This is a genomic window from Haloechinothrix aidingensis, assembly GCF_013450155.1.
In the GTDB taxonomy this organism is placed as follows: domain Bacteria; phylum Actinomycetota; class Actinomycetes; order Mycobacteriales; family Pseudonocardiaceae; genus Haloechinothrix; species Haloechinothrix aidingensis.
Map to the genome: position 1 here is coordinate 133,929 of NZ_JACCKD010000001.1, position 19,250 is coordinate 153,178.

General features: G+C 67.2%; 19 protein-coding genes and 2 tRNA genes. 15 read left to right on the top strand and 6 right to left on the bottom strand.

Annotated features, from left to right (window positions below; genetic code table 11):
* Nucleotide 1 precedes the first annotated feature (1 nt).
* The 3 genes from yidD to rpmH form a co-directional block, all read right to left on the bottom strand.
* On the bottom strand, nucleotides 2–373 hold the full coding sequence (gene yidD, locus H0B56_RS00575; protein WP_343063696.1) for a membrane protein insertion efficiency factor YidD: 372 nt from the start codon (nucleotides 371–373) through the stop codon (nucleotides 2–4).
* A 5-nt stretch (nucleotides 374–378) separates the two neighbouring features.
* Nucleotides 379–756 carry a ribonuclease P protein component gene (gene rnpA, locus H0B56_RS00580; RefSeq protein WP_180890951.1) on the bottom strand — a complete coding sequence of 126 codons (378 nt, stop codon included), beginning with the start codon at nucleotides 754–756 and terminating at the stop codon, nucleotides 379–381.
* A gap of 116 nt (nucleotides 757–872) precedes the next feature.
* Nucleotides 873–1,016 (bottom strand): 50S ribosomal protein L34, encoded by a 144-nt coding sequence (gene rpmH, locus H0B56_RS00585; RefSeq protein ID WP_089299472.1) that lies wholly within the window; start codon nucleotides 1,014–1,016, stop codon nucleotides 873–875.
* Nucleotides 1,017–1,677: 661 nt separating this feature from the next.
* Between rpmH and dnaA the strand changes: the two genes are divergently transcribed.
* The 4 genes from dnaA (at nucleotide 1,678) to recF (ending at nucleotide 7,449) form a co-directional block, all read left to right on the top strand.
* Nucleotides 1,678–3,372: a chromosomal replication initiator protein DnaA gene (dnaA, locus tag H0B56_RS00590; RefSeq protein ID WP_180890952.1), complete on the top strand. Its 1,695-nt coding sequence runs from the start codon at nucleotides 1,678–1,680 to the stop codon at nucleotides 3,370–3,372.
* A gap of 831 nt (nucleotides 3,373–4,203) precedes the next feature.
* Nucleotides 4,204–5,343 carry a DNA polymerase III subunit beta gene (dnaN, locus tag H0B56_RS00595; protein ID WP_180890953.1) on the top strand — a complete coding sequence of 380 codons (1,140 nt, stop codon included), beginning with the start codon at nucleotides 4,204–4,206 and terminating at the stop codon, nucleotides 5,341–5,343.
* Between the two features lie 23 nt (nucleotides 5,344–5,366).
* Nucleotides 5,367–6,296 carry a phosphogluconate dehydrogenase (NAD(+)-dependent, decarboxylating) gene (gnd, locus tag H0B56_RS00600; protein WP_180890954.1) on the top strand — a complete coding sequence of 310 codons (930 nt, stop codon included), beginning with the start codon at nucleotides 5,367–5,369 and terminating at the stop codon, nucleotides 6,294–6,296.
* Nucleotides 6,268–7,449, top strand: coding sequence for a DNA replication/repair protein RecF (gene recF, locus H0B56_RS00605; RefSeq protein ID WP_180890955.1), 1,182 nt, complete (start codon nucleotides 6,268–6,270; stop codon nucleotides 7,447–7,449). The genes gnd and recF overlap by 29 nt, the downstream gene beginning before the upstream one ends.
* 142 nt (nucleotides 7,450–7,591) lie before the next feature.
* Here recF and H0B56_RS22645 read toward each other — a convergent pair whose 3' ends face one another.
* The gene (locus H0B56_RS22645; protein WP_246360897.1) at nucleotides 7,592–7,735 is read right to left on the bottom strand and encodes a hypothetical protein; all 144 of its coding nucleotides are present in this window, start codon (nucleotides 7,733–7,735) and stop codon (nucleotides 7,592–7,594) included.
* 159 nt (nucleotides 7,736–7,894) lie between these two features.
* Between H0B56_RS22645 and H0B56_RS22650 the strand changes: the two genes are divergently transcribed.
* From H0B56_RS22650 to H0B56_RS00640, 7 genes are all read left to right on the top strand, one after another.
* Nucleotides 7,895–8,224: a DciA family protein gene (locus H0B56_RS22650; RefSeq protein ID WP_425432251.1), complete on the top strand. Its 330-nt coding sequence runs from the start codon at nucleotides 7,895–7,897 to the stop codon at nucleotides 8,222–8,224.
* Between the two features lie 161 nt (nucleotides 8,225–8,385).
* The gene (gyrB, locus tag H0B56_RS00615) at nucleotides 8,386–10,353 is read left to right on the top strand and encodes a DNA topoisomerase (ATP-hydrolyzing) subunit B (protein WP_180890957.1); all 1,968 of its coding nucleotides are present in this window, start codon (nucleotides 8,386–8,388) and stop codon (nucleotides 10,351–10,353) included.
* A 115-nt stretch (nucleotides 10,354–10,468) separates the two neighbouring features.
* The gene (locus tag H0B56_RS00620) at nucleotides 10,469–11,458 is read left to right on the top strand and encodes an esterase/lipase family protein (protein WP_180890958.1); all 990 of its coding nucleotides are present in this window, start codon (nucleotides 10,469–10,471) and stop codon (nucleotides 11,456–11,458) included.
* Between the two features lie 259 nt (nucleotides 11,459–11,717).
* Nucleotides 11,718–14,189, top strand: a complete 2,472-nt coding sequence (gene gyrA, locus H0B56_RS00625) for a DNA gyrase subunit A (RefSeq protein ID WP_180890959.1) — start codon at nucleotides 11,718–11,720, stop codon at nucleotides 14,187–14,189.
* An 83-nt stretch (nucleotides 14,190–14,272) separates the two neighbouring features.
* On the top strand, nucleotides 14,273–14,998 hold the full coding sequence (locus H0B56_RS23370; protein WP_343063698.1) for a DUF3566 domain-containing protein: 726 nt from the start codon (nucleotides 14,273–14,275) through the stop codon (nucleotides 14,996–14,998).
* Nucleotides 14,999–15,064: 66 nt separating this feature from the next.
* A tRNA-Ile gene (locus H0B56_RS00635) sits at nucleotides 15,065–15,141 on the top strand.
* A gap of 154 nt (nucleotides 15,142–15,295) precedes the next feature.
* Entirely contained in the window at nucleotides 15,296–15,676 is a 381-nt protein-coding gene (locus tag H0B56_RS00640) for a VOC family protein (protein ID WP_180890960.1), read from the top strand.
* Nucleotides 15,677–15,727: 51 nt separating this feature from the next.
* On the opposite strand, the gene H0B56_RS00645 is transcribed toward H0B56_RS00640, so the two are convergent.
* Nucleotides 15,728–17,062, bottom strand: coding sequence for a serine hydrolase domain-containing protein (locus tag H0B56_RS00645; RefSeq protein WP_180890961.1), 1,335 nt, complete (start codon nucleotides 17,060–17,062; stop codon nucleotides 15,728–15,730).
* 106 nt (nucleotides 17,063–17,168) lie between these two features.
* Nucleotides 17,169–17,711: a GNAT family N-acetyltransferase gene (locus H0B56_RS00650; RefSeq protein ID WP_180890962.1), complete on the bottom strand. Its 543-nt coding sequence runs from the start codon at nucleotides 17,709–17,711 to the stop codon at nucleotides 17,169–17,171.
* A 143-nt stretch (nucleotides 17,712–17,854) separates the two neighbouring features.
* Between H0B56_RS00650 and H0B56_RS00655 the strand changes: the two genes are divergently transcribed.
* The 4 genes from H0B56_RS00655 (at nucleotide 17,855) to H0B56_RS00670 (ending at nucleotide 19,208) form a co-directional block, all read left to right on the top strand.
* Entirely contained in the window at nucleotides 17,855–18,328 is a 474-nt protein-coding gene (locus H0B56_RS00655; RefSeq protein ID WP_180890963.1) for an SRPBCC family protein, read from the top strand.
* Between the two features lie 95 nt (nucleotides 18,329–18,423).
* On the top strand, nucleotides 18,424–18,618 hold the full coding sequence (locus H0B56_RS00660) for a DLW-39 family protein (RefSeq protein WP_089299483.1): 195 nt from the start codon (nucleotides 18,424–18,426) through the stop codon (nucleotides 18,616–18,618).
* 31 nt (nucleotides 18,619–18,649) lie between these two features.
* Nucleotides 18,650–18,722 (top strand) — tRNA-Ala (locus tag H0B56_RS00665).
* 87 nt (nucleotides 18,723–18,809) lie between these two features.
* Nucleotides 18,810–19,208, top strand: coding sequence for a hypothetical protein (locus H0B56_RS00670; protein ID WP_180890964.1), 399 nt, complete (start codon nucleotides 18,810–18,812; stop codon nucleotides 19,206–19,208).
* Nucleotides 19,209–19,250 lie beyond the last annotated feature (42 nt).

Sequence of the window (19,250 nt, forward strand, 5' to 3'; positions counted from 1 at the left end):
GCTACTCCTCGATTGAGCTACCTGATCTCTGGGCGCGCACCGAGAACCGGTCCGGAACAGGGTCCAGACCTCCAGGGTGCCAGGGTCCGCACCGTCCGAGCCTGCACAGGGTCATGACCGACCCCTTCACCGCACCGTGCCGTGCCAGCGCCTCCAAAGCGTAAGCGCTACAGGTCGGGTAGAAGCGACAACTCGGGGGAAGCAGCGGTCCGATAAGCAGCCGGTACAGCCGTACCGGCAACTGGACGAGCCAGGCGAGCGGGCCCGGGCGCGCCCACGACGCCGAGGATGTACTGCGCTGCGCGTCGCAGGCATCGTCCTCGGACTCGTGGCGCTGCTCCGACTTGCCCGTCGGCTTCTGGCTCTCGTTCACACGGGTCATCCGTCGTCGTTATCGCTGCGCCGGCTCGGAGTCAGTCCCAGCCGGCGCAGCGCGCTGTCAACATCGTTCGCGAGTTCTCGGCTCGTGGCGGAAGCAGCCGCGGGTAAGGCTCGTATCACCAACGAACTCCCCGGCGGCAATGTTCCAAGTCGCGCTCGCGTCACGTGACGCAATTTTCGCGTCACCCGATGCCGCACAACCGAGTTCCCCACCGCCTTGCTGACGACGAACCCCGCCTTCGACGGAGTCGACTCAGCCATGTCCTGTCCGGGTATGGCGTGGACCACAAGGCGCCGTCGACCCGCTTTGACGCCCCGCCGCATGATGTGCCGGAACTCCTCGCTCCGCCGTACCCGAGCTTCCTTCGGTAACACGACGCGCTATCCAACATTCCTGGTCAGGACACCGAAGCAGCCGAACGGCACGGAGAGCACCCTCTCCGTTGCGGTGCGATCCACAACGAACACGGCGTGGTCGGCCGTGGCACGGCTCAGGCGGACAGCCTCGCGCGACCCTTGTGGCGACGAGCGGCGACCACGGCGCGCCCCGCACGAGTGTGCATACGCTGGCGGAACCCGTGCTTACGCGCCCGCCGACGCTTGTTCGGCTGAAATGTGTGCTTACCCTTGCTCACGGCTGCCCGCTCCTCAACTCACGGTTGTTGAACTGCCTACTCGGTGTCCTACTCACGGATCGGGTCCTTCACCCGTCCGCCCTGACGCTGTCCTCCGCTGCACTTCGCAGTCGTCCGCAGTCGCGCGCCACCGTTCCATACGGTTGCCGCTCAACCCTGACCCGGCGACCACGTTGTGCAGGGCCGGACTCGGGCACAACAAAGGCGCCCGTTGTCGACGGGGGACCTTACGAGCGTACGCACTCCTTACCCGGTCGTGTGCACTGCCCCCCGGATGTCGCCCGGGTGGACGCACCTCGCGTCATCCACCTGGCCGAGTGAATACCCGGCCGTTCCGGCTGGCGACACGCCGTATGCCGTGAAATCCTTGCCGTCATGCAACTCTTGTGGCAGGTCCTGGGCCTTGTTACCGTGCTCCTTCTCGGGCGGACCAATCAAGCAGCGCCACACTGAGCGCGCTGAAGAAGTGTGCGAAGCTTTTCGGCGCAGCCTTGAGCCGATGGCGATCCGAACTGCGCGTGACCGTACATTAGTGCACAGTTGTGGATAACTATGTGGACACCTCCCGTGTGAGTGACCGCATGCCGCGCTTGATCAGTCGTCGGCTGCGCGAGTCGACCGTGACGTAGAGGGTCTCTTGGAGGGGAGGGGAGCGGTACACGTGTCCGAGAACCAGATCAACCTTGCTGAGGTGTGGGAACAGGTCGTTCGGGAGCTGTCCACCGGAACGTTGTCCCCACAGCAGCGTGCGTGGATGCGTGTGACGCGCCCGATCGGGCTGCTGGACGGTACGGCTTTGCTGGCCGCGCCGAGCGACTTCGCGAAAGACGCCATCGAGCGGGCCCTGCGTGACCCGATCACCGACGCGCTTTCCCGGCATGTCGGCCAGAACGTGTCGCTGGCCGTCAAGGTCGACACCGTGGACGAAGCCGACGGGGTCGGCTCCGAACCGGTTCCGCCTGCGTACGGCGCTACCGTACCCGCCCCCGCGAACGCCGCGAGTCCCAGCAGCGCACCCAGCAGCACACCCGGTGGGGGTCCCGGTGGGGGCGCGGGTGCGAGTGTCGGCGGGGGCGCCGGCACCAGCGGGGGAACCACCGGCCGCACCGAAGCGTCCGGCACGCTCACCGCGCCGCCGTCACCGGCGTCGACCGCCGTCGCCGCCACCGGGGACAGCCCCGGTGCCGAGAACGACAACGGTGAGGACGAGGTCGATGAAGAGGGCGAGGCGCTCGCGGCCGTCCACGAGATCTGGCCGACGTTCTCCGGCCGGCCGGTAGCAGGGCAGCCCTATACCGCCCCAGCCCAACCACAGACCTCCAAGACGCGGCTCAACGAGAAGTACACCTTCGACACCTTCGTGATCGGTGCCTCCAACCGCTTCGCGCACGCCGCCGCGGTCGCCGTCGCCGAAGCCCCGTCGCGGGCGTACAACCCGCTGTTCGTGTGGGGAGAGTCCGGACTCGGCAAGACCCACCTGCTCCACGCCGTAGGCCACTACGCGCAACGGCTGTTCCCCGGTATGCGCGTGCGCTACGTGTCGACGGAGGAGTTCACCAACGACTTCATCAACTCGCTGCGTGACGACCGCAAGGTCGCGTTCCAGCGGCGTTACCGGGACATCGACATCCTGCTCGTCGACGACATCCAGTTCCTCGAAGGCAAGGAAGGGACACAGGAGGAGTTCTTCCACACTTTCAACACGCTGCACAACGCCAACAAGCAGATCGTGGTGTCCTCCGACCGCCCACCGAAGCACCTGGAGACGCTGGAGGACCGGCTGCGAACCCGGTTCGAGTGGGGACTGATCACCGATATCCAGCCCCCCGAGCTCGAGACGCGCATCGCGATCCTGCGCAAGAAGGCGGCCCAGGACAGGTTGGCCGTACCCGGTGACGTCCTCGAGTTCATCGCCGCCCGCATCGAGGCGAACATCCGCGAGCTGGAGGGCGCGCTGATCCGCGTCACCGCGTTCGCCTCGCTCAACCAGCAGGCGGTCGACCTCGGTCTGGCCGAGATCGTGTTACGCGACCTGATCCCCGACTCGCAGCCGCCCGAGATCAGCTCCTCCACGATCATGGGTGTGACCGCCGAGTTCTTCGGCGTATCCATCGAAGACATCTGCGGGCCGGGTAAGACCAAGGCGCTGGCCACCGCCCGGCAGATCTCCATGTACCTGTGCCGCGAACTCACGGACATGTCGCTGCCGCGCATCGGGCAGACCTTCGGCGGCCGTGATCACACCACGGTGATGCACGCCGACAAGAAGATCCGCAAGGAGATGGCCGAGCGTCGCCGCATCTACGACCAGGTACAGGAGCTCACCTCGCGCATCAAGCAGCGCGCCAAGCAGTAGGGCGGGCACCGGGCAGCGCGGGCTGCCCGGTGGTGCACGGCGCCGTGTGCCCGCCTCGCTGTCATCCACACGTATCGATCGGCCCGGCCCCGCACACCACCGGCGTGTGCGGGGCTTGCGGCGCCGTGTGGCGCCGTCCGTCCACCGCCGGGAACCCGCGGATTCCGAGACTCCCTCCCGCGGCGACTGTCGGCGCGCGGCCGCCGTCGGTTCGACACAGGGTCGTTGCCTGGTCGCTGCCTGCGGGCTCGGCACCGTTACGCGCCGCCATCTGGTTCCCCTGAGCGAGTGATCTGCGTTACCCGTTCAGCTCGCAGCCAACTTGGGTACGAATCGGCACACAACTGGGGAGAGAACTGTGGATAACTGTGGACTACCGGTGGACCGTCTTGTGCGGTTTCGAGTTCTCCACCGATCGCACGATCCGTCCACCGGAACCACCCCCAAGGAGTCCACACCATCGCGCCTCTGGCGAACTGCGACGAAGCCGCTTGTCCACACAACCCACAACCCTTACTGCTGTTACGGGTTTATCTCTTTTCCTCAAGAACTCTTGAACACCAACATCCGTCCCTGTTGGGGACAACCCGCTTCGACACGGCTCGTACCGCTCGCCGTGTCTGGTGAACCCGGATGACGCGACCGCACGCAACGTTCTAACGTGGGTGCTCACACGGATGGTTCGCACCAAGTTGCGTCTCGCACCTCGCTGGCATGCGCCTGGTACGGATACCACCGGTGCATCATGAGCACGTTGTCGCAGCGCAGCGCGCTCTCCTAGAGCTGCATGGCTTCCGAGAACCGAAGTCTCGGCTGTCGAAAGGATGGGGCATGAAGATCCGCGTGGAGCGTGATGCTCTCGCCGATGCCGTCGCCTGGGTCGCGCGCAGCCTGCCGTCACGACCGCCCGTTCCCGTACTCGGCGGAGTGTTGCTCGACGCCGGTGGGGAATCCGGTGGTGACGCGGACGCGCTGACCATCTCGGGGTTCGACTACGAGGTCTCGGCCACCGCCGGTATCGCGGCCACGATCGCCGACGGCGGACGTGCGCTGGTGTCCGGCAGGTTGCTGGCCGACATCACGAAGGCGTTGCCCGCACAGCCGGTCGACCTGTCCGTCGAGGGCTCCCGTGCGACCATCAGCTGCGGGTCCGCCAAGTTCAGCCTGCCGACGATGCCTGTGGAGGACTATCCCCAGCTGCCGAGCCAGCCGACGTTCGCTGGCGAGCTCGCGGGCGACGCGTTCAGCAGCGCCGTGGCGCAGGTGGCTGTCGCGGCGGGCAAGGACGACACGCTCCCGATGCTCACCGGGCTACGGATCGAGATCTCCGGTGACACGCTGACCATGGTCGCCACCGACCGCTTCCGGCTGGCGATGCGGGAGTTCACCTGGCAGCCTGCCGAGGAGGTCACCGACGCGGCGGTGCTCGTCCCGGCACGGACCCTCGCAGAGGCAGCCAAGTCGCTCGGTTCGAGCGGGGCGACGTTGCGCCTCGCGCTGGCAAGCGGGGACGGCATGCTGGGGTTGTCCGGTTCGGGGCGCTACACCACGACCCGGTTGCTGGACGCCGAGTTCCCCCCGTACCGGCAGCTGCTTCCGGACCAGCACACGTCCCGGGCCGTTCTCGACGTCTCCACGCTCGCCGACGCGATCAAGCGCGTCTCGCTCGTCGCCGAGCGCGGTGCGCAGGTGCGGATGGAGTTCGGCGACGAGACGCTGCGGCTGTCGGCGGGCGGCGACGACGAGGGAAGCGCCGAGGAAGAGCTCGCCGTGGAGTACGAGGGCGAGCCGGTCACGATCGCGTTCAACCCCGGGTACCTCACCGACGGGCTGGCGGCGTTGAGCTCCGACCGTGTCGAGCTGACATTCACCACGCCCAACCGGCCCGCCCTGATCAAACCCGCCGACTCGGATGGCACGGTGATTCCCGGGTATCTGTACCTGTTGATGCCGGTACGGCTGCCCGGTTAGTGGCAGTCGAGCAAGGAGGCGGCATGACGCAGCTCGGGCTGATTGGCCTCGGCAAGATGGGCTCCTCGATGCGGGATCGGTTGCGTGCGGCCGGTCACGAGGTGGTCGGATACGACAGGGACGCCGACCTGTCCGACACCGGTTCGCCGGCCGAACTGGTGGCGCGTTTGGACAGTCCGCGAACGGTGTGGGTGATGGTGCCGCACGGTGAACCCACCAAGCAGACCGTCGCCGAGCTCGCGGAGCTGCTCGATGAGGGCGATCTCGTCATCGAGGGGGGAAACTCGCACTTCGACGAGGACAAGGTGAACGCGGACCTGCTGGGTGCGCGCGGGATCGGGTACCTCGACGTCGGGGTGTCCGGTGGTGTCTGGGGCCGCGACTACGGGTACGCGCTGATGGTCGGTGGCCAGGCGGACGACGTCCGGCGCGCGATGCCGCTGTTCGACGCGTTGCGTCCCGAAGGTCCGCGGGAGGAGAGCGTTGTGCACGCGGGTTCCGTCGGTGCGGGCCACTTCGCGAAGATGGTGCACAACGGCGTCGAGTACGGGCTCATGCAGGCCTACGCCGAGGGGTTCGAACTGCTTGCCGCGTCCGAGGAAATATCCGATGTGGCCGGTGTGCTCACCGCCTGGTCGCGCGGCACGGTGGTGCGTTCCTGGTTGCTCGACCTGCTCGTGCGTGCTGTCTCCGACGACCCCGATATGGGGGATATCCAGGGCTATGTGGAGGACTCCGGAGAGGGGCGCTGGTCGGTGGAGCAAGCGGTCCGGCATGCGGTTCCCGCCCCTGTCATCACGGCAGCCCTGTACGCACGGTTCGGCTCACGTCAGGATGACTCGCCCGCGATGAAGGCCGTGGCCGCGCTGCGCAACCAGTTCGGTGGGCATGCGGTCGCACGCAGCTCGCACGAAGTAACGTCCGATGCATCTACGCCACCTTCAGCTGACTGACTTCCGCTCGTGGGAGCACGCGGACCTGGAGCTCGGCCAGGGGCCGATCGTGCTGATCGGGCGCAACGGCAAGGGAAAGACGAACGTTCTCGAGGCCGTCGGCTACCTGGCGACGCTCGGCTCGCACCGGGTGTCCACCGACACCCCGCTCGTGCGGCACGAGCGCGAGCGGGCACTCATCAGGGCAGCCGTGGTCAACGGCGATCGCGAGCTGGTCGTCGAGCTGGAGATCAGCCCGGGCAAGAGCAACAGGGCGCGTATCAACCGGGGAGCGGTGGGACGGCCGCGTGACGTGCTCGGAATCGTCCATACTGTACTGTTCGCTCCCGAGGATCTGTCCTTGGTGAAGGGGGATCCCGCGGAACGGCGCCGCTTCCTCGACGATTTGCTCGTGCAGCGTTCGCCCCGGTACGCGGGTATCCGGTCGGAGTACGACCGGGTACTTCGCCAGCGCAACGCGCTGCTGAAGTCGACGGGCAAGCGGGGGGCGCGTGCCGCGGCGGAGGATCCGTACGCGCTGAGCACCCTGGCTGTCTGGGACTCCCAGCTCGCCGAGCTGGGAGCGCAGCTGCTCGCCGCGCGGTTGGATCTGGTCGCCGACCTCGCGCCGCACACCGCGGCGGCTTACGCTGGCATCGCGGGGAGCCCGGAAGGGGACGGGGAGCCCGGCAAGAGCGCCGGGATCACCTACCGGTCGAGCCTGGGTGCGGCGTTGCCTGCCGACTACGGCACCCCGGAAGGACAACGTGCCGATGTCGACATATTGACCAAGGCATTGGGAGACGCGGTGGTCGAGTCCCGGGAGAGCGAGCTGGAGCGCGGGGTGAGCTTGATCGGCCCACATCGCGACGACCTCGAGATCACCCTCGGGGGCTCGCAGGCGAAGGGCTACGCCAGCCACGGCGAGTCCTGGTCGCTCGCGCTGGCGCTGCGGTTGGCCTCCTACGAGCTGCTGCGCGACGAGGCAGGCGAGCCGATCCTGCTGCTCGACGACGTGTTCGCCGAGCTGGACCGGCACCGGAGGGCGCGCTTGGCCGAGGTCGCCTCCCGCGCGGAGCAGGTGTTCGTCACCGCGGCTGTGGATGCGGACGTGCCCGGTGAGCTGGCCGGTGTTCGCTATACCGTCGACGAGGGGAGGCTGGTTCGTGAGTGACGGGCGAGAGGACCGGCCCCGAGCCCGGGGAGAGGGGCAGCATCCCCGGGGTGACGCGGTCGGAAGCGATCATCACCCACCTGGGGATAAACCTGTGGATAGTGTGGATAACATTGCGTCCACGTCATCACTGAGAGCAACGTCACACGGTGAGACCGTTGCCCGTTCTGCTGATGACCGTCGCCGATCCGGCGAAGAACGCGGCGCCGAGCAACCTGTTGCCGGCGCGGGTGACGAGCCGTCCGGGGACGAGGAACAGCAGGTCAGCGGGCGGGATCTGGCACACGCGGCACTGCGCTCGGCGCAGGAGAAGGCGCGTGCCCGAGGCACCCGGCCCGGGCAGCGCCGCGGTGACCGGTCGGGTGGCGGGGGGCGCTCGCGTTCCAACCGGCGCCGGTGGTCGTCCTCGGGGGTGGACGACCGCGATCCACAACCCTTGGGACGGGTGGTCTCCCAGCTGGCCAAGCAACGCGGCTGGCAGGAACAGCTCGCTACCGGTCAGGTCTTCGGCCAGTGGGCAGCGCTGGTCGGGTCCGACGTCGCCGAGCACGCTCACCCGGTGTCGCTGTCCGAGGGTGAGCTCACCGTGCAGGCCAGCTCCACGGCGTGGGCGACCCAGCTGCGCCTGCTGCAGGCCCAGCTGCTCGGTAAGATCGCTGCCGGCGTGGGAAACGGCGTGGTCAAACGCCTGCGGATCCAGGGGCCGACCAGGCCGAGCTGGCGCTACGGACCACGGCACGTTCCGGGCAGGGGACCGCGTGACACGTACGGTTAAAGATCCGGTACAGCGGGTTGTTGACCAGCGACGACACGGGTGTCCTTACGGCGGTGCCGTGATGCCCCAAGCGTAGACTGGACCTTCGAGGTGGGTGTGGGTCTTGGGGAGGATCCGCCCGTGCAAGCGTTCGCTGATGCAAGACAGGAGACGCCAAAACGGTGGCAGCCAAGAAGAACGAGTACAGCGCGTCGTCGATCACCGTCCTGGAAGGGCTCGAGGCGGTTCGCAAGCGCCCCGGGATGTACATCGGATCCACCGGTGAGCGCGGTCTGCACCACCTGATCTGGGAAGTTGTGGACAACGCCGTCGACGAGGCGATGGCGGGATACGCCAGCAAGGTCGAGGTGAGCCTGCTGCCGGACGGCGGGGTCCGTGTCACCGACGACGGTCGCGGTATCCCGGTCGAGGAGCACCCGGTCGAGAAGCGCCCCACGGTGGAAGTCGTGCTGACCATGCTGCACGCGGGCGGCAAGTTCGACGGCAAGTCGTACGCGGTCTCCGGTGGGTTGCACGGCGTGGGTGTCTCCGTGGTCAACGCGCTGTCCTCGGCACTCGAGGTGGAGATCCACAGGGACGGGACCGTCTGGACGCAGCAGTACAAGACGTCCGCTCCGGTAGGGGCGCCGCAGAAGCACGGTTCCACCAAGCGCACCGGCACCACCGTGACCTTCTGGGCGGATGACTCGATCTTCGAGACCACCAACTACAACCTGGAGACGGTCGCCCGCAGGCTGCAGGAAATGGCGTTCCTGAACAAGGGGCTGACCATCACGCTGCGCGACGAGCGGGAGCCGGACGAGAACGGTGAGGACGCCTCGGGGGAGAAGGCGCGGCTGACCGAGCAGACCTACCACTACCCGGGTGGGCTGTCGGACTTCGTCAAGCACATCAACAGCACGCGCGACCCGATCCACCGCAACGTGGTCTCCTTCGAGGCCGACGGGGACGGGGTCCAGGTCGAGGTCGCCATGCAGTGGAACAGCGGCTTCACCCCGTCCGTGTACACCTTCGCCAACACCATCAACACCCACGAGGGCGGCACGCACGAGGAGGGGTTCCGGGCGGCGCTGACCCGGGTGGTGAACAATTATGCGCGGGACAAGAAGCTGCTCAAGGAGAAGGACGCGAACCTGACCGGCGACGACGTCCGGGAGGGGCTCGCGGCGATCGTGTCGATCAAGCTGGCCGAACCGCAGTTCGAGGGTCAGACCAAGACCAAGCTGGGCAACAGCGACGCCAAGACATTCGTGCAGGCCACCACGCACGAGTGGCTGTCGGACTGGTTCGAGCGCAACCCCAGCGACGCGAAGGCGATCATCTCCAAGGCGGTGTCCTCGGCGCAGGCCCGGCTGGCCGCGCGCAAGGCGCGTGAGCTGGTGCGCCGCAAGGGTGCTCTGGACGTGGGTGGGCTGCCCGGCAAGCTCAAGGACTGCCGGTCGACCAAGCCCGACGAGTGCGAGCTCTACGTCGTCGAGGGCGACTCGGCAGGCGGCTCCGCCAAGGAAGGCCGCGACTCGATGTACCAGGCGATCCTGCCGATCCGTGGCAAGATCATCAACGTCGAGAAGGCCCGCATCGACAAGGTGCTGAAGAACAACGAGGTGCAGAGCCTGATCACCGCCCTCGGCACCGGCATCCACGACGAGTTCGACCTCAGCAAGCTGCGCTATCACAAGGTCGTGTTGATGTCCGACGCGGACGTGGACGGCCAGCACATCCAGACGCTGCTGCTGACGCTGCTGTTCCGGTTCATGCGGCCGCTCGTCGAGCACGGGTACGTCTACCTCGCCAAGCCCCCGCTCTACAAGATCAAGTGGCCGCGCGGCGAGCCGGATTACGTCTACAACGAGCGGGAGAAGGAAGGGATACTGCAGGCGGGCGCCGAGGCGGGCAAGAAGCTGCCCAAGGACGACGCCATCCAGCGTTACAAGGGGCTCGGCGAGATGAACGCCGACGAGCTGTGGGAAACCACGATGGATCCGGCGAACCGGCTGTTGCGCCAGGTGACGCTGGATGACGCGGCCACGGCCGACGAGCTGTTCTCGGTGCTGATGGGCGAGGACGTCGAGGCACGCCGGTCGTTCATCACCCGTAACGCCAAGGACGTGCGGTTCCTGGACGTGTAACGGAGATCAGGGGATCGCAATAAAGTGGTCAGAACTCTGACCACTTTATTGCGATCCGGTCTCGATGTCGCCCAGCCGCCTGGTGCGCGACTGGGCTGCGGGCTACTTTCCCGCCATGACGAGGACATACAGATTCGGCACCGTGTTTGCCGCTGCCGCGATGTTGCTCGGCCCGGGCGGCGCCGTGCCTGCCATGGCCGAACAGGATCCCGGTCCGCCGCTCGAGCAGTCGCCCGAGGAGCTGGACGCGACGCTGCACTGCGACAGCGCCATAGACGACCCTGACAAGCAGCCCGTGCTGTTCGTTCCCGGTACCACGGCAGAGGGCTACGAGAACTTCTCGTTCAACTACATCCACGCGCTGCGCGCCGAGGGGTACTCGGTGTGCTGGATGGACTATCCGCACCGTGGCTGGCGGGACATGCAGACGTCGACCGAGAACGCCGTGCACGCGATCCGCACCATGTACGAGCGCAGCGGTGGTCAACCGGTGTCCACGCTCGGGCACAGCCAGGGTGGCCTGCACCCGGCGTGGGCGGCGCGGTTCTGGCCGGACATGGCCGACAAGCTGGACGACGCCATCAGCCTCGGTTCGCCGTTCCAGGGGTCGGTGGTGGCCAACGCTTACTGCGAAGGGCTCGGCCTCTTCGGCAGCGGGTGCCAGGAGTCCTTCTGGCAGTTCACCAAGGGGTCGAGCTGGACGGAAGCGCTCAACGCCGAGCCGCTGCCCGACGGCCCGTCGTTCACCTCGATCTACACGGAGTTCGACGAGGCCGCCGCGCCCGGTGCCGAGGCGAGTGCCCTTGCCGGTTCGTCGCACGTGGCGGTGCAGGACGTCTGCACGGCGCGGGCCGTCGAGCACTTCGGCCTGGTTGTGGATGCCGCGGTCTATGCGCTGGTGCTCGACGCCCTGGAGAACCCCGGCGGGGCGGACCCGGAACGGGTGGACGGCTCGGTCTGCACCGAGGTGTTCATGCCGCTGGACTACGGCGAGCTCGCCACACAGCTCCCCGAGCTGCTGGCGATGCCTGCCCGCGCGTGGCTGGAGAGCCCGTCGTGGACGTGGGAGCGGGAGGAACCGCCACTGCGGGCCTACGCCCGGTGAGACTCCCTGTCAGCGGCCTTCCCGCGTGCCGGGTCCGTCCCAGCTGACCAGCACCGATAAACTGGATGGGATACCCGCGCCCGCCGCAGCGCGAGCACAGGTTCCCGAGGGGTATGCACGATCCGGCCGGTGTGGCCGCCTGCGGGTGGTCGCACCGGCCGGCGCGACGAGCACGTGGGATGCTTGTCGCACCAGCCACCGTGAATAACCCGGCTCTCACAGGAGACTCGGACTCTGGGTCGGAAGGATACCGCGCACCGTGACTGAAACCCTGCCTCCGGAGGAAGACCGGATCGAGCCGGTCGACATCCAGCAGGAGATGCAGCGCTCGTACATCGACTACGCGATGAGCGTGATCGTCTCCCGCGCTCTACCCGATGTGCGTGACGGCCTCAAGCCCGTCCACCGCCGGGTGCTGTACTCCATGTACGACAACGGCCTGCGTCCGGACCGTTCGTACGTGAAGTGCTCCCGCGTCGTCGGCGACGTGATGGGTAACTACCACCCGCACGGTGACTCGGCGATCTACGACGCCCTCGTGCGGCTGGCCCAGCCCTGGTCGATGCGGTACCCGCTGGTCGACGGCCAGGGCAACTTCGGTTCGCCTGGTAACGACCCAGCGGCCGCGATGCGGTACACCGAGGCCCGGCTCGCGCAGCCCGCGATGGAGATGCTGCGCGACATCGACGAGGACACCGTCGACTTCTCGGACAATTACGACGGCAAGACCCAGGAACCGGATGTCGTCCCGTCCCGGATACCGAACCTGCTCGTCAACGGCAGCGGCGGGATCGCCGTGGGGATGGCGACCAACATCCCGCCGCACAACCTGCGCGAGGTCGCCGACGGCGTCATGTGGGCGCTGGACAACTGGGAGGCGTCGGAGGACGAGACCCTCGCCGCGATGATGCAGCGGATCAAGGGTCCCGACTTCCCGACCAGCGGGCTGATCCTGGGGAACCAGGGCATCGAGGACGCCTACCGCACGGGCCGGGGCTCGGTGAAGATGCGGGCGGTCGTCGAGATCGAGGAGGACGCCAAGGGGCGGCCGATCCTGGTGATCTCGGAGCTGCCGTACCAGGTCAACCCGGACAACCTGATCGAGACCATGGCGACGCTGGTCCGGGACGGCAAGGTCGGTGGCATCTCGGAGATCGCCGACGAGACCAACAGCCGCCGCGGGATGCGGATCGTGGTCACGCTCAAGCGTGACGCGGTGCCCAAGGTCGTGCTGAACAACCTCTACAAGCACACCCAGCTGCAGCAGAGCTTCGGTGTGAACATGCTGGCCATCGTCGACGGCGTCCCCCGGACGTTGCGGCTGGACCAGCTGGTGCGGCACTACGTCAAGCACCAGGTCGAGGTCATCGTGCGCCGCACGCGGTACCGGCTGCGCAAGAAGGAGGAGCGCGCTCACATCCTGCGTGGTCTGGTCAAGGCACTGGACATGCTGGATGAGGTCATCGCGCTGATCCGGCGTTCCCCGACGGCCGACGAGGCACGGACCGGGCTGATGGAGCTGCTCGAGGTGGACGAGGTCCAGGCCACGGCGATCCTGGACATGCAGCTGCGCAAGCTCGCGGCGCTGGAGCGCCAGAAGATCACCGACGAGCTCGCGGAGATCGAGCGGGCCATCGCCGACCTCAAGGACATCCTGGACCGGCCCGAGCGCCAGCGCCAGATCGTCAAGGACGAGCTCGCCGAGGTCGTCGAGAAGTTCGGCGACGAGCGCAAGACCAAGATCATCCCCTATGACGGGGAGGTCTCGGTCGAGGACCTCATCGCGGTCGAGGACGTGGTCGTCACGATCACCCGCACCGGATACGCGAAGCGGACGAAGACCGACCTCTACCGCACGCAGAAGCGTGGTGGGAAGGGTGTCCAGGGGGCCACGCTCAAGCAGGACGACATCGTGCAGCACTTCTTCGTGTGCTCCACGCACGACTGGATGCTGTTCTTCACCAACAAGGGCAGGGTGTACCGGGCGAAGGCCTACGAGCTGCCCGAAGCCAACCGCAGCGCGCGCGGCCAGCACGTGGCGAACCTGCTCGCCTTCCAGCCGGATGAGGAGATCGCCCAGGTCATCCAGATCTCCAACTACGACGAGGCGCCGTACCTGGTGCTGGCGACCAAGAAGGGGTTGGTCAAGAAGAGCAAGCTGACCGACTTCGACTCGAACCGTTCCGGTGGTCTGATCGGCATCAACCTGCGGGATGGCGACGAGCTGGTCGGCGCGGTGCTCGCCGCCGCGGAGGACGACCTCCTGCTGGTCTCCTCCGACGGCCAGTCGATCCGGTTCCATGCCACCGACGAGGCGCTGCGGCCGATGGGCAGGGCCACGTCCGGAGTGCTCGGGATGCGCTTCAACGAGGGCGACGAGCTGCTCAGCATGGGCGTCGTGCAGGAAGGCACCTACCTGCTCGTGGCTACCGACGGCGGGTACGCCAAGCGCACGTCGATCGAGGACTACCCCGTTCAGGGCCGCGGTGGCAAGGGTGTGCTCACCCTGCAGTACGACCGCAAGCGCGGGCAGCTGATCGGCGCGCTCATCGTCAACGACGAGGACGAGCTCTATGCGATCACGTCGACCGGCGGGGTCATCAGGACTCCTGCCAAGCAGGTTCGCAAGGCCGGAAGGCAGACCAAGGGTGTTCGCCTGATCAACCTGGAGTCCGGCACGTCGCTGCGCGCGATCGCGCGTAATGCGGACGAGCCAACGGAATCGGCATAGTGGGGAGTACGTAGGCAGGGGACTCGTTCGGCACTGTGGGCGCACACGGCGATCGCGCTCGCGACGGAGGTGAACGATACGCGGTGACATCACACGACGACGCCGACCCGGACGGTGAGGGGTCCGATGCTCGGCACGATCCCTCCGAACCGGCGCCCGGTCAGGACCGGACCGGTGCGCTCGACGACGCCGACGAGGAATGGCACTTCCCTCGTGCTGCGGGGAGTTCCTCGTCCGGCGAGCTGTACGCCTCGACCGAGTACACGGCCGGGGCGTGGCCGGACGAGCCGATGGGGATGTTCGGTCACCGGTTCGACGACTCGTCGGCGCGAGGGGCCGGCGGCGCCGAGAGACCAGTGAAGGAGACAGCGAGGGTGAACGTTCCTGGCACGGAGTCGCTTGGTAGGGCTGAGCCGTCCGCGCTGCGCAGGCCGGGGCGTGGCCCGAGGCGTGCGAGCCTGCAGCTCAAGCGGTTCGACCCGTGGTCGGTTCTGAAGCTTTCGATGGTGCTCGGCGCGGCGATGTTCTTCGTCTGGCTGGTCGCTGTCGGGCTGTTGTACACCGTGTTGGACGGTATGGGCGTGTGGGACAGGCTGAACGGCACGTACGCGTCCCTGGTCGCAGGGGAGCCTGCCGACGCGCCGGTGGAACCGCTGATCACCGCGGGGCGGGTGTTCGGATTCTCCGCCGTCATCGGGATGATCAACGTCGTCCTGCTGTCCGCGCTGGCGACGGTGGGCGCGTTCATCTACAACGTCTCCGCGGATATGGCTGGTGGCCTGGAACTCACGCTCTCTGAGCGGGAGTAGGCCCCTGCCGGCCCGGCCCCGGTGTCACGGTCGCCCCGACCGTGAGGTAACCTTTACAGGTGCTGAGGGCCTATAGCTCAGACGGTCAGAGCGCTTCGCTGATAACGAAGAGGTCCCTGGTTCAAGTCCAGGTAGGCCCACCAGGACAGCGGCCCGGCTCGTCGAACTGCGAGCCGGGCCGTTCTGTATCTCGGTGACTTGCTGCGAGCCCTCGCCCATGCGCGAGTCGGTGTACGGGCCGCCGCGGGGGTCCGTGATCGGGGCGGAACTGTCGTAGCTCGCGGCTAGTATCCGGCCATGCTCGATCACGTCGGTGTTCAGGTAGCGGATGTCCCGGCTTCGCTCGACTTCTACCTCCGTGTCTTCGCGCCCGTCGGCATGCGGGAGGTGATGCGCTTCGGGGATGCCGACGGGCTCGTGGTCGGCCTTTCCGGGCCCGATGGGGTACCCGACTTCTGGCTCAGTCCGGCCGGTGGTGGCGAGACCAGGGAGCTGCACGTGGCCTTCCGTGCCGCCGATCGGCATGCGGTCGACGCGGTGCACGAATCGGCCGTGTCGGCAGGCGCGGACGTGTTGCACGCCCCGCGTGAATGGCCGGAGTACCACCCCGGCTACTACGGAGTGTTCTTACGTGACCTCGACGGACACAATGTGGAGGCGGTGTACCACGGCGACTGACTCCCCGCACGGGGTTCCGGACGGCTGGGTTCCGGCTGATCGCCCGCGCCGTCAGTCGCCACTCCTTCCCCTCTCGCACCCGCCGAGCTCTTCGGCGACCGCGCGGTACGCGGCTCCCCACTCGCCGTTTCCGCTGGTGACATCGAATCCGTCGCTGCCGGGATCGTCGTCGTTCGAGCGGGCACGCACACCGAGGTTGTGTGCGAAGCGAACCCCGGTGAGGCAGTCGTCCGGTGATACCTCGATGCGCTGTCCCTGGAATCCGGACGCGGCATACCCGCCCGGGGCGACGCCGCGCCACCACTGGTAGCCGTACTGACCGTCGGACGTGTCGGTCATCGTCGTGGCTTCCCGCACCCACTTCCTGGACACCACGCGGGGCCCGCCGGCGACCCTGCCGTCGTTGCGGAACAGCTCACCGAGGCGGGCAAGGTCGGCCGTCGTCGCGTACAGGCTCTGCGATGCGATCGCGTCGCCGACGCGATCGGTGAGTATCTCCGCGTCGGCGGCCATCCCGGCCGGTTTCCACAGCTCGTCGGTGAGCAGCTCGCTGAACGGTTGGTCGTACACGGTCTCCACCAGCCACGCGAGGACCTGGGTGTTGCCGCTGTTGTAGGAGAACTCGGTGCCCGGCTCGGCCGTGCGCGGCAAGGACATCAGGAACTCGTTGCGGGTCTTGCCGAGCGTGCCATCGGTGTACAGGTCGAGAGCCAGCTCGATCCACTGCTGTACCTGGGTGTTCTCGGCCAGTACGGGGGTGCTCTCGTCCCAGTGCACCCCGCTTTCCATCTCGAGCAGGTTCTCGATGGTGACGCCTTCCCAAGCGGTGCCGTGCAGCTCGTCGATGTAGGCCTCGATCGGGTCGTCGACGGAGCGCACGAGCCTGTCGTCGACCGCCTTGCCGACCAGCGTCGACGTGAACGACTTGGTGACCGACCATGCCTGGTGACGCTGGTCCGCTGACCACCCGTTGGTGTAGTAGTCGGCGACGAGGCGGCCATCGTGCACGAACGCGACGGCGTCCGTCTCGGTGTCCCGCAAGAAGTCCTCGACGGTCTTCGTCTTGCCGCGCCACTCGTAGTCCACACCGAGCAGGTCCCGCTCGCGGCGCGGCAGCTCCCAGACGTCATCGCCAGTGGAGACGGGGTCGGTCGGCAGGTACATCTCGGGCTTCACCACATCGATCGGTACCGGTAGGACGAGGGTGCCGCCGACGAGAAGCTCGTGTACGTAGTTGAACCAGTACCCGGGGTCGAGCACGATCTCCGCACGGTCCCGGACAAGATCCTCCGGCGACTCCTGCGCGATCGCCTGCCCCGGTAGCTGCACGGCGGCGAGGAGGGTGACGAGTGCGAACAGTGTGGTGAACCGTCGTGCCGGCGACATCCTGCTCCCTAGCGAACAACGAACCGGAAAGTGAACGATATTCTGATTCGCTCGCGGGCTCAAGACGTAATGCGGCGTAGGCAGGCCGGACGGGCGCCGCGAGTCGTCACGTACCGGGCGTCGATCCGTCCCCGGCGAGGCTGCGCTGCATGAGCACGGTATCCAGCCACTGCCCGTGCTTGTAGCCGACCCCGGTGAGCCTGCCTGCCTCGGTGAAGCCGCATCGCCGGTGCAGGCGGAGGGAGGCATCCATGGTGCTGGTGATCACCGCGATCAGCTCGCGAACGTCGGCCCGGCCCGCCTCCGTGACCAACGCTTCGAGCAGCGTCCGGCCGATCCCCTTACCTGTCGCGGACGGTGCCAGGTACACGGAGTTCTCCGCCGTGCGCCGGTAGGCCGGTCGCGCTTTCCACGGAGCGCAGTAGGCGTATCCGACGATGCCGGCCGTGTCCGATCCCGTCTGCGGGAGGTCGGCGACGAGGAACGGAAGCCCGTGCTCGCGGATGGTCTCGTACCGCTGGCGCCACTCGTCGGGTTCCGGGACGTCCTGCTCGAACGTCGCCACGCTGTCGCGTACGTAGTCGGCATAGATCTCGCGTGCCGGTTCGAGGTCGGCCGGGGTCGCCGAGCGCACCACGATATCGATCATGCGGTGATTGTCGCCGGTTGCCGGGTACCGGCCGTCGTTACCCCATCCGGAGGTCAGTTCCCGGTGTCCAGCCTGTCACCTGGCACGAGGTGGGGCGGGGGAGCAGAATCAGGGGCGCAGGGACGCTCAGTGAGGTGGTAGCGATGAAGCCGCCTGAGGTTTCAGCGGCCATCGACGCGCCGCAACGAACGGTCTGGTCCGCACTAACGCGGCTGTCCGACAGGTCGCGAGTGCTTGACGACGTCCGGAGCGTCGAGTTCCACACCGACGACTCGTTCCAGGTCGGGGCGCAGTGGCGTGAATGGCGACGGGCCACCGGCAGGGGAAGGACCGAGACACTCACGGTGATCGCGGTGCACGAGCCCGTCGCCTACAGCGTGCGCGCGGAACGGCACGGTCTGGAGCTCACCAGAACGACCGAGCTCGTCGCCCTTTCGCCATGGCGAACACAGGTGACCACCAGGCTGATGCTGCAGCCGTCCCGATCGCAGGGCCGCTTCAGGCGCATGCTGATGCGCCTGTTCGGTTTCGTCGAGGCGAGACGGCTGGTGAAACGCGCCCGGGTCGATCTGGATGACCTTGCCCGGCATATCGGTGGTGACCAGCGTGAGCGGTAGCGGGCTCGTGTGATCTCGCTCCCTCTGCGAAGCGGCAGGTGGCGTGCAGTAGGATGGCCTAGGTCATTGGCGCGGGTTGCGAGGAGGCTTGCCAGATGAAGAAGGTCGTGCTCTTGGCCGCCGTGGTCGCCGGGGTACTGTTCGCTGTCAAGCGCAGCAAGAGCGCCAGGGACGAGGCCGAGCTGTGGCGTCAGGCGACCGCTCCGTCCAGCGGCCCGGCCGCGGGACCGAGTGCGAACGGTACGGCACCCACCGCGGGGAGCAAGCCGGACATCGCACGGAACAACTGACGGTGCGGGCCCGCAAGGGCCCGGCACACGCGGGGCTGTAGCTCAATCGGTAGAGCGCTGCTTTTGCAAGGCAGAGGTCAGGGGTTCGATTCCCCTCAGCTCCACAGGGTTTGACCTGGGGTTTCCCTACGCTAGCGCTTCGTGATCTAGCTACGATGGGAATCATTGTGGGTGCGGGTGTCCTGGTAGGCGTGGCCAGGCGAGCGAACGGACGGTCCAGCAGTCGGGGAACCATCGAGCGCCGAGGCAACTCGCTGCGCGTGAAAGTGTATGCCGGTGTCGATCCACTGACCGGTCGGCGGCTGTATCTCTCGGAGCCGACGACCGACGAGAAAGAGGCCGAGCGGATCCTCAACCGGTTCCGCGCTCAGGTCGACGAGCAGTGCAGTGCGCAGACTCGCGCCGACGTTCGTGTGGCGATCGGGGAGTGGCTCAAGGTCCACGAGCTGGACGACTCCACTCGCGAGGCTTATCGGATCTACGCCCGGAAGTACATCTACCCGGCGCTTGGCAGAACCGGTCAGCACGGTCTCGGTGCGCGTCCTCGAGCAGTTCTACTCCGAGCTTCGCCGCTGCCGCGCTCGCTGTGACGGCTGCCCCTACATCGAGCACCGCACCAACGAGCCGCACGG

What these genes read in the sequence shown, in the direction of transcription:
- H0B56_RS00640 (WP_180890960.1), top strand. Translation starts at nt 15,296, where the DNA reads ATGCTCGATCACGTCGGTGTTCAGGTAGCGGATGTCCCGGCTTCGCTC.
- H0B56_RS00650 (WP_180890962.1), bottom strand. Translation starts at nt 17,711, where the DNA reads ATGATCGATATCGTGGTGCGCTCGGCGACCCCGGCCGACCTCGAACCG.
- H0B56_RS00660 (WP_089299483.1), top strand. Translation starts at nt 18,424, where the DNA reads ATGAAGAAGGTCGTGCTCTTGGCCGCCGTGGTCGCCGGGGTACTGTTC.
- gnd (WP_180890954.1), top strand. Translation starts at nt 5,367, where the DNA reads ATGACGCAGCTCGGGCTGATTGGCCTCGGCAAGATGGGCTCCTCGATG.
- recF (WP_180890955.1), top strand. Translation starts at nt 6,268, where the DNA reads ATGCATCTACGCCACCTTCAGCTGACTGACTTCCGCTCGTGGGAGCAC.
- dnaN (WP_180890953.1), top strand. Translation starts at nt 4,204, where the DNA reads ATGAAGATCCGCGTGGAGCGTGATGCTCTCGCCGATGCCGTCGCCTGG.
- H0B56_RS00655 (WP_180890963.1), top strand. Translation starts at nt 17,855, where the DNA reads ATGAAGCCGCCTGAGGTTTCAGCGGCCATCGACGCGCCGCAACGAACG.
- H0B56_RS00645 (WP_180890961.1), bottom strand. Translation starts at nt 17,062, where the DNA reads ATGTCGCCGGCACGACGGTTCACCACACTGTTCGCACTCGTCACCCTC.
- H0B56_RS00620 (WP_180890958.1), top strand. Translation starts at nt 10,469, where the DNA reads ATGACGAGGACATACAGATTCGGCACCGTGTTTGCCGCTGCCGCGATG.